A 15,463-nucleotide genomic window follows, 5' to 3' on the forward strand; every position below is an offset into this window, starting at 1 on the left:
TTTCACCTTACCATCATAATTATACATTCTTATTCATCTATTTTCCAGTATAGGAATATTTGAGCACTGTAAGATTCCGCTGACATCTACCTCGTGTGCGAATGCGCAGCCCACGGAGGGTTTATATACTAGGAAAGTCGGAGGACTTTCTTAGTATATAAAAAACGACTACCCAAACATTAGATTATAGGTCTAATGTTTGGGTAGTCGTTTCGTTTTATTCTTTTACTTCCTCTAAGCATTTCTCCAACATACTACGTCCCCATTTTGGGAAATCATCTGTTTCGTAATGTCTATATTCTCCTTCCATAGACATTAACATATACAAATAAATATCGTACCACTTAGCACGACGTTGCTGTGCTTTTGTTAATTGACCAATTCCATACCCTTTGAAAAAATGTTCATTTTTTTCATGTGGGCGGAAACCTGCTTCCATTAATGGATCGGCCCATACACAACGTTCAAAGTCTATAATTCCATTCACTTCACCATCTTTTACGAATACATTACCAGCCCATAAATCCCAATGAACAAAACTAGGTTTGGTCACTTCTGCAAAATATGCCTTGTCTCTTTCTAAAAATGATAGTACGGTTTCTTCCTCTAAAGGCATTGCCATGTTAATCTTCTTCGCATCTGCAAAAGCTCCTTGCAACATACTCTTGAATACGATATACCAGTTATCTCCTTGTTTGTCTGGTTGTCCATAGTAACCGAACACCTTGTTCGTTAGCTGGTTCATTTCATAATCGTATTTTCCGATTCGTTCACTTATGTAGTCTTTCTTCTCTTGTGGCAGGACGTTCTCTAACTTATTGAATGGATCTCCCTCTACCACACTCATGAAAAAATACTCCGAATCAATCAATTCCTTCGTATTGTCATAATATAAGATTTCAGGAACAGGAACGGACGTATTCTTCTTAATCATCCTAATTGCATCAACTTCACTAAACATGATATTCTTTTCGCAAGACATAACTAATGTTGATTTTGAAGGAGCAATCTTTAAGATTGTTTCTTTCTTGTTTGCTAAATCTACACGATATGCAACATTAAAAGACCCTTCTGTTAATTCAACACATCGTTCCATCTTAACCCCTGGGAAAGCGCGTGCAACCATGTTCTCAATATTCTCCACGGTTTGTCTATTCTTTGTTACGTATTCCATTAATTATTTCCTCCTCTTATTAATCATATGATACAAGGGTCAAAAGGTCATGCGTAGACTTTTTGACCCTTAAAATATGAGAAAGTAGCCCGATTAGTTCGTTTCTTAATCATACCATCATTTTATCATAATCATGTAAGAAACTGCTAATAGAATAAAAACATGAAATACTACTATTCTGCCATTTTTCGGATATATTCTGCTGTAATCGTGTCTCCCTTTTCAACCATTTCTTTTGGTGTTCCCTGGAATACAACTTGACCTCCATTTTTTCCACCTTCTGGTCCCACATCAATGATCCAGTCAGCCTGACGCATGACAGAAACATTATGTTCAATGATCAATACCGTATTACCTCGTTCTACCATACGATGGAATAAATCCATAAGTTTTTGTACATCGGATACATGAAGTCCTGTTGTAGGTTCATCTAAGATATAGATGTTCCCCTTTTTATCAAGATACTTTGCAAGCTTGATTCGTTGTAATTCTCCGCCTGATAATGTACTTAGTGGCTGACCTAACGTCATATAAGCCAAGCCCACTTCCTTCATTGCGCGTAAGATCTTGACAATCTTGGAGCCAGCAAAGAAAGTAATTGCTTCTTCTACTGTTAATTGCAGAACTTCCATGATATTCTTTCCCTGATAGGTATACGAAAGTGCTTCTTCACTGTATCGACTGCCGTTGCATGCCTCGCACTGTGTCACAACAGGGTCCATAAAGACAAGCTCTGTTATAACCACACCTTTCCCTTGACATACCGGACATGCTCCTTTGGAATTGAAGCTGAATACACTTGGTTCTACCTGGTTTTCTACTGCAAACAATTTACGAATCTCATCAAAGAAACCAAGATATGTTGCTGGCATAGAACGGCTACTGGCAGTAATCGGACTTTGATTTACCGTAATTACATCATTCTCATACTGTTTCGCAAAAACATCTGAAATCAATGTACTTTTTCCAGAACCTGCAACTCCTGTTATTACTGTCAGAATGTGAAGAGGAATGTCTACGTCCACATTTTTTAAGTTATGAAGGTTTGCGTTTCGGATTGGTAAGAACTCTTTTGCTTTACGAACATTCTCTCGTAGAACTACTGGTTTCGTTAAGTACTTTCCTGTAAGCGTGTCGGAACAAAGAAGATCGGAATAACTTCCCTGGAATACAATCTCTCCCCCTTGTTTTCCCGCATATGGACCAACATCTACTACCATATCCGCTATTTTGATCACATCTTCATCATGCTCTACAACTAATACCGTATTTCCCTTATCACGAAGACGAATCAGTAATTCATTCATTCGATGAACATCTCTTGGATGTAACCCCGTACTAGGTTCATCAAAGATATACGTCATATCCGATAAGGCACTTCCCATATAACGAACCAGCTTTAATCTCTGGGCTTCTCCACCAGAAAGTGTAGACGATTCTCGATTCATATGCAGATAGGATAATCCAATATCAATCATGCGATCCAAAGAAGCAACTAAAGCAGTTACCATCGTTGTTGCTCTAGGATCTGTAATCTGCAATAAAACCTCTCTTAACTCTTGGAACTCCATATCACAGAGATCTGTAATAGAATAACCAAGAATCTTGCAGTTTAAAGTATCCTGGTTTAAGCGCTTACCTTTACATACTGGACATTCCTTTTCTTCTAATAGGTTTGCCGATTTTTTTTGTGTATTTGAACTCATCGAACTAATATCTCTTTTAAGATATAATCGTTCATATTGATTTTGTAATCCCTCTACTTTAGGATTCTCCCGTTCCCCATCACGCCCTTTTCTTGAACCATACCAAATCAGATTGAATTCCTCTTCTGTATAATCCTCAAGTTTTTTATCAACATCAAACAGTCCAGAATCGGTATACTGCTGCCAATACCAGCTTCCTGGCTTGAACATAGAATCAGCAAGTGGTCCCTCATTCCAAGATTTTTTCTTATCTAAGATTGACATAACATTTACTTTTGTTACTTTACCAATTCCTGCACATTCCTTACACATACCATTGGGATCATTAAAAGAAAAATACGATGCGGTTCCCGCATAGGGTTGTCCGATTCTAGAGAATAGTAACCGTAATGTAGCATATAAATCCGATATTGTACCTACTGTGGAACGTATATTGCCGCCTAATTGTGACTGATCTACAATAACGGAAGCCGTTAAATTCTCAATTAATTCTACCTGTGGCTTCTCGTACTTTGGTAATCTTCCACGTACAAATGCTGTATACGTTTCATTGATCTGTCGCTGTGATTCCGCTGCTATGGTATCAAATACAATACTTGATTTTCCCGATCCCGATACACCAGTGAAGACGATTATTTTTTTCTTCGGTAATCGAAACGATAAATGCTTTAGATTGTTTTGTGTTAACCCCTTAATAATGATTTCATCCATCTTATTCACCATACCCTTTCTTCTATCAGACAATTATGCAAGCTCCATCATCTGATAAAATTTCTTCTTTTCGTAAAATTCAATGTTAACGGTAACGTTGTTTCCATCAATAAGATGATCTCCTACTCTTTTTTTATAACAGGAATCTGTATTTCGGTAAGCCATTCCTTCTCGTCTTCCTTGTTCCAAATTCCATCAATGTACGATTCTCTTGGTTCCTCTGCTACAATATACGAATTCTTTTCAATCCAATTAAAAGCATATGCATATGCCAAACCAAAATCCTCATAGCGACCACGATGCATAACGGATACTACTGTAACCGATGGAATCTTTTTGAATTCCACGCCTTCCGGTGCAACTCCAAAACGGTCCACTGCTTCACAATATTCGATGTGAATATCTTTGTCCCTATATTCTCGGTCGAGATTTCGTATAAAACAATACTCTGGAGTTACACACTTAATATCAGGGTTCAATGTAGCAACCTTTTCTCCTAATGCAGGAATTCTATCAAAATACTCTTTATGATCGTTTAACTGCATGACGGCTGAATAGATTATATATTCTGGTACTTCTTTTACCACAGCATGGTAATTCATATACACTTCTTGATCTCGTTCTTCCTTGATAAATGTTATCCTAGCTAATTGTGCTTGTAATACTTCTAATTCTTCTTGTATCTCTTGCTGTCTTTTCTTTAGGATTTCTTCTTCCTTACGACCTAAGAAGATCAATTGAATCTCATCAATGGACATTCCTACTTGTCGATAAGACTGGATCTGATGAATCCTTACCAATTGATCAGTCGTATAGAAACGATAATTTGTTTCCTGATCAATCCACTCTGGTTTTAATAGATTAATCTCATCATAATAACGTAGTGTCTTAATGGAAACTCGACACATCTTTGAAAATTCTCCAATTCGGTACATATAAACTCCTCTTCTGTCAAACTTAATGATCGTTGAAAAGTAACTATAAGATATCTTATAGTCTCCCGTTAGGGGAGAGTCAATATGTTTTTTACATTTATTTATTAAATCACTTATTGTTTCTCATCAATTACTTATCTCAATTACATTCTACCTTTCCTTATAGATCTAGTTGTAACGATTTAATATGATGGTATCTAACGAAGGAAACACCCTATTAAAAAGGAGAATCCATTTGCTCCAATTGCAAATATATAGGGATGTTTAATCGAACTATGACACTGTTTATAAAGTTCTCCTTCTATATAAATTGCCATAATCTCCAAAGGAATTTTAACACAAGTCCCATTCCAATTTGTATGACGCATAAGAAGATAATAACTTAGTACCACAACTGGATTGGTCAGTAAATTAACCAACGTCACCAAAAGCAATGTTCGTTTCTTTCGATAGCCAAGGAGAACCGTATATGTTATTTCAATTACGATTGTAAGAAAGAGTGAATATATAAGAATCTTATATAATGACATATTACTAACACTCCTCTCCTACCACTTGCTGCTCATCTCCGCTTTTTGGTTCCTCACTACTTTTTCGTTCCTCTCCCCTTGCTTACCACACCCATTCGTATAAAATTTAGTGGCTAAAAGTAGTATTCCTAATGAAAGGAATGTCCATATAAAATAGGCAACTCGTCCTTCTGGGCCAATGGTTATTCCCAGATAACTAGGCAAAAAACCAATAAACAATCCAAAGGTAAGGAAACCAAAGGCAAAACCTTTTTTGCTCCAAAGGATTTGGGCACAAAACCATAACGTAATGGGCATTGACATATTAAAAAGGAAGACACCCAGATACCCGAATATAGGGATATTCGATAAAGGAAAGCATATACAGGCAAGACCAAGGGAAGAAATAACAGATTTCCTTACCCCAAGCCAATCCATAAGTATTCCTCCTGCCATCTTTCCGAATACCACCATACTAACATGTGCCATTCCTGTCAATTGCCCTCCCTGTCTCTTCCACGGGAAGTCAAAATGCATGCCTGCATACGAACGAAGCACGACAACCACAAATATGCCCACTAATAAAACACAGAGTAATCCTATCTGATTGATTCCGTTCTCCTTGATGCAGTACTCCTTCCTACTTTTTTCACTAACTCCCTTGGTGCAGTTCTCCTTCCTAGTTTCTTCACGAATTATATCCTTGTTCCACTGTCTTACAAGTATGGCTAATCCCACCCCCATCATACTTACGATTGCTAATACAGGAACCATTGGGATACTACCCTTATTCCCAAGTAGTGCACCAAAATAGATGCCAAATGCTCCCGGTGATACAAAGATTCCAAGTGCACTGGCTTTCTCCCTACTCATAGCAATTACAGATACACCTGCTCCCACATGGAAAAAACCATTTCCTAAACCTGCAATGATTCCCAAGAGAATTGGTTCCCTTCGGAATACATACGCTAGAGGGACAAGAATACAGCCTAATGCCGCAAATTGTGTTTTTCCACCTTTTCCGTCTGCAAGAACTCCTATTGGCATCTGCATGGCAAAGGCACAGAAATTATAGAGTAAAAATGCTACTTTCCAATCACTACTTTTCCCCACACAACAGAGCAACAAGAGTGCACAAGTAAAATCCACCACAAAATGCAATGCAGAATATATAATAACTTGCTGCCTTTTCTTCATCTCTTACACCTCTGTTTTTTTTCTTAAGCGAAGTAATAAAAGTGCTGTTATGATTACAACTCCTGCTACAATTCCAATGAGGATTCCCTCCTCCAAACGTTCCTCTTGTTCTTGACTTTTTAGAATATCCTTTGGTGGCTCAACAGGTGTAAATTCTTCTTCCTTGGCATGTTGTTTAATCGGCAGTTTCTCATTCTCCGGATCACTTATACAGATCCAGCCACCCATTCCATAATAATATCCAACATATCCCCATTCTCTACCGTCCTCATCTGTATAACATTCCGATAGATTAGGTGCATTTTCTTTGTTATCCCAAGTAGTTTTATCAATTTTATTGAGAGCTTCACCGGATCCAGGATAGGTCCAGATATAGATCTGTTCCTTTATCTCATATGTATCAAAATCTCCGCTATAGGATTGAATCTGACCTGTATGATCTTCCCGAAAGGATATTTCATCATATACCACGTTCAGTTCTTCTAGGCGAACCCAGCCTGTTGTTCCACCCGCGTAAGCAGGTTCAACCGTATCGTCTCCCTTTTTATCATAATTAATCACACCCCAGATTTCTCCGTCCTTATCATAAGAAAACGATACATGCAATGTACTTCCATTGATTAAGGCGTCAATCTTCTTATTCTGAATTGGAGAACGATACACGATAATATATCCTTTTTCCCCATTAGAGGTGTAGCTTCGATTTACATATGTACACTCATCTGTATGTTCGCGATAAAAATCGTCCTCTGGTTCCCATATTACGTCTGCCTTTATCCTCTTATTTTCATTGAATATTGTGATCAAAAGCAATCCTAGTAATAATAACACACTACCCATTCTTTTTTTCATTCCTAATCGCTCCTTCTTCTTAAATGCAATTTCGTTCGTCATATTCTACCAAATCAAGTATTGCAAAAGCCTTCCAACAATACAAGGTAAGTCTTTTCTACGAACTCTATTATATAGACGACTGAATTCATGATCTGGTTCCACTTCTCCATTCATATGTCAGTGTTGACCTTTTTCCTTTCATACTGTTAGAAGATATCTCAATTTTACGAATCAGATGCTAACCATGCTATTTGCTTAGTTGCATTCTACATGTGAATTAGGATGAAAAAACCTCACTATGTCTACATTCTTAATGACTGCTTACATAGTGAGGTCGATTCTTCTATTTGATGATACTGGTAACTATTTTATGTCTAGTATCTTTCTTTTTACGATGTTATGATTGGCACGACAAAAGGTATATTACCTAGCCGACCAGATTCAAAACTTGAATTAACAGGATCCATGCAACTCCATAATACGTAACAACTGCAACTAAGTCATTAACCGTAGTAATCAATGGTCCAGATGCAACTGCTGGATCGACTTTGATCTTATGGAAAAACATTGGAATGGTTGTTCCTACAAAACTTGATATTGTCATTGCAACAATCAATGCAACCGCAACACATGCGGAAATAGAAAATGCATATACAGCTGATTTTCCTTTTAATATCATAATGTAAAGTCCGATAAATAGAAAGGATAACACACCAAGTAACAATCCATTGGAAAATCCGATTCGAATCTCTTTCCAAACCAATTTCATCTTGTCCTTTGCGGTTAATTGCTCATCCATCAAAACACGAATGGTTACGGCAAGTGATTGTGTTCCAACATTCCCTGCCATATCTAAGATAAGGGATTGGAAACAAACGATCAAAGCGATCTGTGAAACAACTTTTTCAAACATACCTACTACTGAGGATACCACCATCCCTAGTATGAGCAAAGCAAACAACCAAGGTAGTCTCTTCTTCATACTTTGTAATAAGGTTTCGTTCAAATCCTCTTCCGCTGTCAAACCGGCTAACTTAGCATAATCATCCCCCATCTCATCATCAACTACTTCTACGATATTCTGTGATGTAATAACACCGATTAAGGTATCTGTATCATCCAGAACAGGAATGGAATCCTCTGCATAATCTTTTAATCGTTCGATACAGTCGTTGATTTTTTCGTGGGCACGAACAAATGGGAATGACGTACTAATCAAGGATTCCAATTCTACATAATCTCTGGCACATATTAAATCCTTTAGATCAATGGCACCGTAGAATTTTTCCTTTTCATCTTTTACATAAATCGTTGAAATATTATCATTATCTTCCGCTTGTTCAATAAGTAATTTCATTGCCTGTCGTATTGTTAAGGAGCGGTCAATCTCAATGTAGTTCGTTGTCATCTGGCTACCGATTTCATCTTCATCGTAAGATTGAATCAATTCAATGTCATCTTTGGCTTCCTTGGTCATGAACTGGATTAATTGTTCCCGAATGGACGAATCCACTTCCTCCAATGCATCAACAGCATCATCTGCATCCATGTTTTCAATGATATCCGCTGCCTTTTGTACATCCAACTCTTCCAGATACATTCCCACATCATCAAGATAGGTAAAGATTTCCGATACTTTTTCTACTCCAAGTATCCGATATAATCGTTTTCGTTCTGGTTCTTCTAAATTTTCTAATGCCTCCGCAATATCATTTTCATGATAATCGTCTAACTTTTCTCTAATTTCTTGATCTGCTGCTTTGCTAGTAATAATCGCAATCAGTTCTTGCAAAACTTCATTATTCCCTGTTTCATTACGCATTCTAGCTCTCTCCTTTTCCTTTTGTAGTCCTATAGACAATCGCCATTTTTACGTAATAAGGCACCTTTGTCTGTCGTAATCGTACTCGGGAGCATACAGAACGTAGATGATCCATCAACAGTGCTTTTGTCGATCGAACATCTCACTATTTTCTAATATACTCCGCCTATGACTTCGACCGTCACTGCCCATGTAATCACCTTCCTTTTAATTATTCGCATATCAATTTTTATGAGATACGGATCAAAAATCTTATGTTTCACACCTACGGGAAACAGAAGACTTTAGCATCCTCAAACATTTATTAACGTGAACTATTATATCACAATTATAGTTATATTTCTAACCCCAAAGCATGATTTCTTCTATTCTTAACATGGATATTATTTCAGATTTTATGCATGGGAATATATTGTAAATATTAGATGGTCTTTTTCAATTCTATCCAAATCCTCTCCCATAATAAATAAGGTACTATCTTCCTCTTTGAAATCATTGATCTCAAATCCCTCTTTTTGTAATGGAACAAAACCCAGATGAATCTCTGTATACACCGTTGAAAGCATTGCAAACAAAGCCTCCTGATCCACCACATGCTTTGCAAGGATTCCCTGCAGATATAGCTTATCTTCTTCCATGCTTGCTAGTAGATAAGCATCCAGTGTCTTACTATAGTATACTCCCTCCAGATCATGGTAGTAAAAGCCCATTAATCCCTCATTGATCATAGCCATTGCATCATTCGGTACCGCTTCTCGAACATAGGTAAAGAATCGTTTTCTCTCTTGTTCGTTCCCTGCTTCTACTAGAACAAGATCCCCAGGCAATCCCTGTTTTTTTGTCTGTTCGCTTTTCGCAAATGTTTTCTTATAACTATACTGCTTGCTTACTTTAAATCCATACTTTGGATAATAATTAAGTACCGTATCATTTCCAAAGAGATAGATTCCATCACAAATTCCACGATATGTATCAATTACTTTCTCCATCAGTTGACGTCCTAGCCCAAGGTGACGATATTCTTTTGCCGTCATTACTGTACCCAATTGTATGTAATGTTTCAGTTGTCCATCTATGATAAAGTCCATTCGGTTTGCGGAAACATTGGCAACAATCTTATCTCCATCAAATAAGGAATGGGGAATATAATAATCCTTCTTCCAATACCCATTCTTATACCATTCTTTGAAGTCAAAACAAAATGTTTCTCGTGTAAGTCGATTCAGTTCCTCTCGTAATTTTTCTTGCTCTGCATAGGCTGTTTTGTATTCATATTGTTTCATACAATTACCTCGTATAGCTACTCAATTGTTGTCCACCACTTAATTCCATGATCATACTTGCTCTGCTTTATCCGCAGTTGGTGAACAACAAAGCGCCATACTCTCCTTTCCTTTTTTTATATGCTTAAATTACCCACTTGAATGATTTGAGCAAATAAACAAATGCTCCCAAACCAATCATAGGATATCATAGATTTGCTTTAATCCATCTTGTGTTAATTCATAGATTGTATCACAGACTTCCTGTAAATATTTTCGATCATGGGATATACTGATGATTGCCCCACTATAATTCTTTAAAGTTTCTCGTATTACCGGATTCGATAATGGAGAGAAATTACGGGTTGGTTCATCCAATAAGAGCACATTATATCCCTCCATGCTCATCTTTAATAAGATTAATTTCGCCTTCTGCCCACCGGATAATTCTTCAATCTTATGATACATCTCCTCTGATGTGTACTTCATACTTCCCAGATACGTACAGATTCGAACATTTTCCTCTTTATCTCCTACTCTAGTTAAGAATTCCACTGGCGTTTGTTCTTTGTCTAGCAGATCCAAGTAATTTTGTGGCATATATGCAACTTTTATGTCCTTTCGTTCAAGCATCTGTTTACTGACTTCTTTCATTAATGTTGTCTTCCCACATCCATTTTTTCCGATGATTCCAATCTTCTTTGGTCCTTCCACATGAAGCACAATATCGCGAGCAAGTACCCGTTCCTGCTGTTGCAATACATCCAGCCTATAATCTAAGATCACTTTACCGTTAGGTATGGCGGTTTGATTTGCAAACTTAATGAACATTGCATCTTCTGTATCTGGTATTTCAAGAAAATCTTCCTTTTCTCGTTCAAATCTTCTTCCCATGGATTTCACTGCATGCATCTTTTTTTTAAGAACCTGTCCACCATGTGGGTCTTGCCTTGTTATGGTATTCTGCTGATGTTCTACTTTCTGTTGAATCTGTAGATACCGCTCCATTTGCTTGTTATAGTCGCTTCTCTGTTTTCTCGCGACCTGCTCCTGGCGTGCCAACCCTTGTATTCTTGTTTCTAAATACTGCTGATATCCCATCTTTATAACGGTATGCTTTGGTACCGTCTTTCTCTTCACTTGCTCCATATGAATAATCATATTGGCGGTATTCTCTAACAATGTTTCATCATGTGATATATATAAGATTGGTTTTTGGCATTGATTGATAAAGGTTTCCAACCACTCCAACGTTTCTATATCCAAATCATTCGACGGTTCATCCAGTAAAATAACATCTGGCTGTTTCATCAGTAAACGAGCAAGTTGTAATTTCACCTTTTCCCCACCAGATAAGGTTTTAATCTCTTGTTCTGAATAAAATCGATCCAAGGGAAATCCCACTTGTCTACCAATATGGGTCAATTCTTTTGGTGTTAGCATGGAAAATGCATCTTCCTCCACACAGTACGTATAGATTGTCTTTTCTAAATCTTCCTCACTCATTTCCTGTGCCAAATACCCTAGAATTCCACCATTGGTAATAAATTCACCTGAGTAATCCACATAAGAATCTACAAGTTCTGGATTGTAAATCACTTTCATTAAAGTAGACTTTCCGTTCCCCTCTTCTCCAATGATAGCTGCCTTATCTCCATCATTGAGAACCACGGAAAAATCAGACAAGATTGTTCGTAAATCTTTTTTATGTGTAATGGTTACATTTTTAATTTGTAACATAAAATCATCTCCATTCTTTTTACCGAAAAAGCCCTAGAACTAGCGCATCCCCCGGAGGATTTCTATTATAGGAAAGTCGAAGGACTTTCCTATAATAGAAAAAATCTGCTTTCCGATTACCGAAAAACAGATTCATCCATGCTTCTTCATTTTATAGAGATCTCTATACATACTTGCAATATAGCGTACACTTCTATTTGAAGAGGGAATGACTAATCAATAAATCGGTAACAGAAAAAAACTTGCTCTCGGCAGGTCTTGTAATCATGTTCTGTTTTTACGAATTATTAATTAGTTATTCATCTTATCCCTCTTTTACTTTTTTATATAATACGATTCGGTATTACAACAGTTTTGCGTTCAACTTTTTACATCTTTATGTGAAAAGTTTGAATTTATAATAGCAGATTATGCCATAATTGTAAAGTCGAATCTATCTGATCTGATGTATTTATCTGATGTATTTATCTGATGTATTTATCTGACGAACTTATCTAACCAATTCTACTTTTTTTAGGTAGCCATTTGAGTGGTTCATACATTTTTTTAACCACACGTACTACGCGGTTCATATCTCCTGGTTCAATCAATACATTATATTGATTCGGTATAGTTCCAAATGTTACGACCTTTTCAATACCAATCTCTTTTTTTAAGTAATCTAACATATTTTTCTTACTTGCATTTTTATTATAGATCTTAATATACCCATACCCTGGATAATCATCTGATTCGTATAGAAGGACTTTGAAACGTTCTGTATACCCCATTTCCTGTAAGATCTGATAGAATTCTTCTACTCGCTGCATCTTATCTAAGATCATAATATAAACCACTTCTTCCTGTTCAGGAAGAGGACGCTTTACATAATTACGAAACGGAGATCGGCGCATTTCCTGTACCAATTGGTTTTGTACCTCATCTTCCATCTCCTCATAGTAGATGACTAACATATCATCAATGATCACATTGGTAAAACAATGTATCCCCTGTTCTTTGATTAGATCCAGCATTTCCTTCGCTTTCTGATAGGAGATCACATATTTCTTCTTGTATTGTTTTTGCTTGATATCATATAAAACGGCTCCATCCATTGCAATAACTGGGAGGTTCAACCGAATATCTCGCATTGGTTCCAACATAGAAGCAGGTGTTCTCTTTGTCGCTATTGTAAAATTCGCCCCATCATCTAGAATGCGGTTTAGTTCAAATCGACTATACGCGGACATGTTATCCTTTTTATTCAATAATGTATCATCAAGACCCGATAGGAATAGGATATCCCGATTCTTCTGTTTTGGCAGATGAAAACTATTAACAAGTAAGGCTATAAGAATACCGATCATCGTATCTAAGAATCGATTCCACACAAAAAGATATGGATTTTGGTCTGCTATATGATTCACTACAATACTTAAGAATACAACGCAGGAAAAGTAGGAAGCTTCCTTCCGATTAATTAAAACTGTTGTATAGATAACTACAATAATCATAAAAGCAATGCTAATATCATAGATAATCTGGTGTTCGATTGGCGATATATGCAACTGCTTTCCAACAAGGATTACAACTAATCCATATAAAGCACCGATTATGGTTCCAATCGTCCTTTGTTTTGCTTTACTTACACTATTCTTTACATATAATTGCATACACCATAATGCCGCTAACTGTGAGTAAAAGACAATTCCACTTCCTCCTCGCAAGGAAGATACCACATAGCATAGGGCAATGGCAACTGCAGATTTTATGATTCGCAACCCAACTGGTGGAATCTCATATTTCTTTCCAACTTTCATTTACAGAAACCTCTTTCGCTTTCAAATTCGTAGCGATCTTATATCTACGAATCCAATGTCACTGAATACCATGCATTTTCATGCCTGTTTTTTATTATAAAAATGTATTCAGACTTTTTCAAGAGTTTCCATCTTTTTCAATATACGCTCCAATACCTGTTCCAGTAATGATGTACCTATCAAAGCTACACATTCGTACTAAGTGCTAACAAATCTTTCGATATCTCTTCTACTTGATGGAATGTGTCTCCCATTGCCTCTGTTGCCATGTTCTGTGTCTTTGTTGCTTCTAATATGGAGTTCGTTTGTTCTACTGAACTATGTACCAGTTCTCTCATTTGGTTGGTCATATTCACAATATTTTCGGTATGTGATTTATTGCTCGTACTACATTCTAATAGTTTTTCTGTTTTCTTACGGGTATCTTCCTGTAATTCTCCTAACTTCTCTGCTCGAGAGCGTGCTGCATCAATCTTATCGATTCCTTCCGTAACGGACTTACAATTTTGTTCTACGGATTCTCGAACCAAACGGATCTCTTCTAGGATATTGTTAATGATTCCCGCAATATTACCACTAGCATTCTTTGATTCATCTGCAAGAACACGTACTTGATCTGCTACTACTGCAAAACCTTTCCCATTCTCCCCAGCTCTTGCTGCTTCAATGGAAGCATTCAGTGCCAACAGATTGGTCTGTCCTGTAATATTGGTGATCGTTTCTGCAAATTCAGAAATCTCTGCAATACGTTTATCAAGATTATTAATAGCAGAATTGGTTGAATTTGCTGTGGTTTCAATCTCTTCCATACTGGCAACTGCATCCTCCATGAACGCTACATATGCCTTGGTTTCTTCATAGGTCTTATCGGAAATCATGATCATATCATCCGTCTCACTGGACATGGTATCTGCAACACTTTGCATCTGCTCAATACTTTCTTTTGTGGAATCCACCTGTTCTAAACTCGAATTGCAATCTTGTAAGGTTTGGTTTACTGCTTCCACAATCTGCTTATTCGCACCAACCGTATCATCCATGGCATTGGATAGCTTTTCAACAACATGAACTAATTTCATCGATGCATTTTCACAATTCTCCACAACTTCCTTTACCTTTTCGGTATTATGTAAATCCTTCATCAAATTTCTCGTAACACCTGCAAGTGAAATAAACACGCTACACATAACCACATGTTCTAACGTAAATCCAAGCATTCGTCCCACCGCTTCAGATATATTACAATTTAATCGGATGAAAATCGATAACATTAATGGAAAATACGCTATTATACAGATATTTCTAGTAAATTTTTTATCAAAAAACATACAGCTACATGCCAATGCTAACGTATATGTCATGTAGATTCCTACTGTTTCAAAGGCACCCATAATGCTAACACAACCAGCTATTGCAACGATAATTACATACTTCATTACGCCAATTGGTATATGATTATTGAATTTCAATAATACAGTAGGTGTTACCGTACATATGGTACCCATAATAGAGATAATCAATAGACTTAGATAGCTGGTGGACCATATTTTAAGAAAAGACATAAGGAACAAAATAGGAAATACGAATGTCATCCATAATAGAATTTTTGACAATCGTTTGCACATACGTAAATCATTTGCTTCAAAAAAAGATAATTTTTCCTCCATACAAACCTCTCCATTCTTATCTAATGTTTATATACAGCCTATTACTCTATTTATTATACCATTATATCTTTTTTTTCGCATTAATTTTCGTGTCAATTATAAATGTT

At 36.8% G+C, this 15,463-nt stretch carries 11 protein-coding genes; all 11 read right to left on the reverse strand.

The window, feature by feature from the left end:
* Positions 1-217: 217 nt before the first annotated feature.
* Positions 218-1,174, reverse strand: a complete 957-nt coding sequence (locus tag HBB17_RS04435; protein WP_167956091.1) for a phosphotransferase family protein — start codon at positions 1,172-1,174, stop codon at positions 218-220.
* Positions 1,175-1,347: 173 nt separating this feature from the next.
* Entirely contained in the window at positions 1,348-3,591 is a 2,244-nt protein-coding gene (locus HBB17_RS04440; RefSeq protein WP_167956245.1) for an ATP-binding cassette domain-containing protein, read from the reverse strand.
* A 122-nt stretch (positions 3,592-3,713) separates the two neighbouring features.
* Positions 3,714-4,526: a MerR family transcriptional regulator gene (locus tag HBB17_RS04445; protein ID WP_167956093.1), complete on the reverse strand. Its 813-nt coding sequence runs from the start codon at positions 4,524-4,526 to the stop codon at positions 3,714-3,716.
* 197 nt (positions 4,527-4,723) lie between these two features.
* The gene (locus HBB17_RS04450; protein ID WP_167956095.1) at positions 4,724-5,056 is read right to left on the reverse strand and encodes a hypothetical protein; all 333 of its coding nucleotides are present in this window, start codon (positions 5,054-5,056) and stop codon (positions 4,724-4,726) included.
* Positions 5,057-5,074: 18 nt separating this feature from the next.
* Positions 5,075-6,232: an MFS transporter gene (locus HBB17_RS04455; RefSeq protein ID WP_167956097.1), complete on the reverse strand. Its 1,158-nt coding sequence runs from the start codon at positions 6,230-6,232 to the stop codon at positions 5,075-5,077.
* Positions 6,233-6,235: 3 nt separating this feature from the next.
* A complete protein-coding gene (locus HBB17_RS04460; RefSeq protein WP_167956099.1) occupies positions 6,236-7,084 on the reverse strand; it encodes a hypothetical protein in 849 nt (282 codons plus the stop codon).
* A 409-nt stretch (positions 7,085-7,493) separates the two neighbouring features.
* Positions 7,494-8,888, reverse strand: a complete 1,395-nt coding sequence (mgtE, locus tag HBB17_RS04465) for a magnesium transporter (RefSeq protein ID WP_167956101.1) — start codon at positions 8,886-8,888, stop codon at positions 7,494-7,496.
* A 395-nt stretch (positions 8,889-9,283) separates the two neighbouring features.
* Positions 9,284-10,171: a GNAT family N-acetyltransferase gene (locus HBB17_RS04470; protein ID WP_167956103.1), complete on the reverse strand. Its 888-nt coding sequence runs from the start codon at positions 10,169-10,171 to the stop codon at positions 9,284-9,286.
* 177 nt (positions 10,172-10,348) lie between these two features.
* Positions 10,349-11,890 (reverse strand): ATP-binding cassette domain-containing protein, encoded by a 1,542-nt coding sequence (locus HBB17_RS04475; protein WP_167956104.1) that lies wholly within the window; start codon positions 11,888-11,890, stop codon positions 10,349-10,351.
* 494 nt (positions 11,891-12,384) lie between these two features.
* On the reverse strand, positions 12,385-13,689 hold the full coding sequence (locus HBB17_RS04480) for an HAD hydrolase family protein (RefSeq protein WP_167956106.1): 1,305 nt from the start codon (positions 13,687-13,689) through the stop codon (positions 12,385-12,387).
* Positions 13,690-13,874: 185 nt separating this feature from the next.
* The gene (locus tag HBB17_RS04485) at positions 13,875-15,356 is read right to left on the reverse strand and encodes a methyl-accepting chemotaxis protein (RefSeq protein WP_167956108.1); all 1,482 of its coding nucleotides are present in this window, start codon (positions 15,354-15,356) and stop codon (positions 13,875-13,877) included.
* Positions 15,357-15,463 lie beyond the last annotated feature (107 nt).

It is taken from the genome of Anaerosporobacter faecicola (assembly GCF_012070565.1).
Lineage (GTDB): Bacteria > Bacillota > Clostridia > Lachnospirales > Lachnospiraceae > Anaerosporobacter > Anaerosporobacter faecicola.

Coding starts and splice junctions, on each gene's coding strand:
- HBB17_RS04435 (WP_167956091.1), bottom strand. CDS start 1,174: ATGGAATACGTAACAAAGAATAGACAAACCGTGGAGAATATTGAGAAC.
- HBB17_RS04440 (WP_167956245.1), bottom strand. CDS start 3,591: ATGGATGAAATCATTATTAAGGGGTTAACACAAAACAATCTAAAGCAT.
- HBB17_RS04445 (WP_167956093.1), bottom strand. CDS start 4,526: ATGTACCGAATTGGAGAATTTTCAAAGATGTGTCGAGTTTCCATTAAG.
- HBB17_RS04450 (WP_167956095.1), bottom strand. CDS start 5,056: ATGTCATTATATAAGATTCTTATATATTCACTCTTTCTTACAATCGTA.
- HBB17_RS04455 (WP_167956097.1), bottom strand. CDS start 6,232: ATGAAGAAAAGGCAGCAAGTTATTATATATTCTGCATTGCATTTTGTG.
- HBB17_RS04460 (WP_167956099.1), bottom strand. CDS start 7,084: ATGAAAAAAAGAATGGGTAGTGTGTTATTATTACTAGGATTGCTTTTG.
- mgtE (WP_167956101.1), bottom strand. CDS start 8,888: ATGCGTAATGAAACAGGGAATAATGAAGTTTTGCAAGAACTGATTGCG.
- HBB17_RS04470 (WP_167956103.1), bottom strand. CDS start 10,171: ATGAAACAATATGAATACAAAACAGCCTATGCAGAGCAAGAAAAATTA.
- HBB17_RS04475 (WP_167956104.1), bottom strand. CDS start 11,890: ATGTTACAAATTAAAAATGTAACCATTACACATAAAAAAGATTTACGA.
- HBB17_RS04480 (WP_167956106.1), bottom strand. CDS start 13,689: ATGAAAGTTGGAAAGAAATATGAGATTCCACCAGTTGGGTTGCGAATC.
- HBB17_RS04485 (WP_167956108.1), bottom strand. CDS start 15,356: ATGGAGGAAAAATTATCTTTTTTTGAAGCAAATGATTTACGTATGTGC.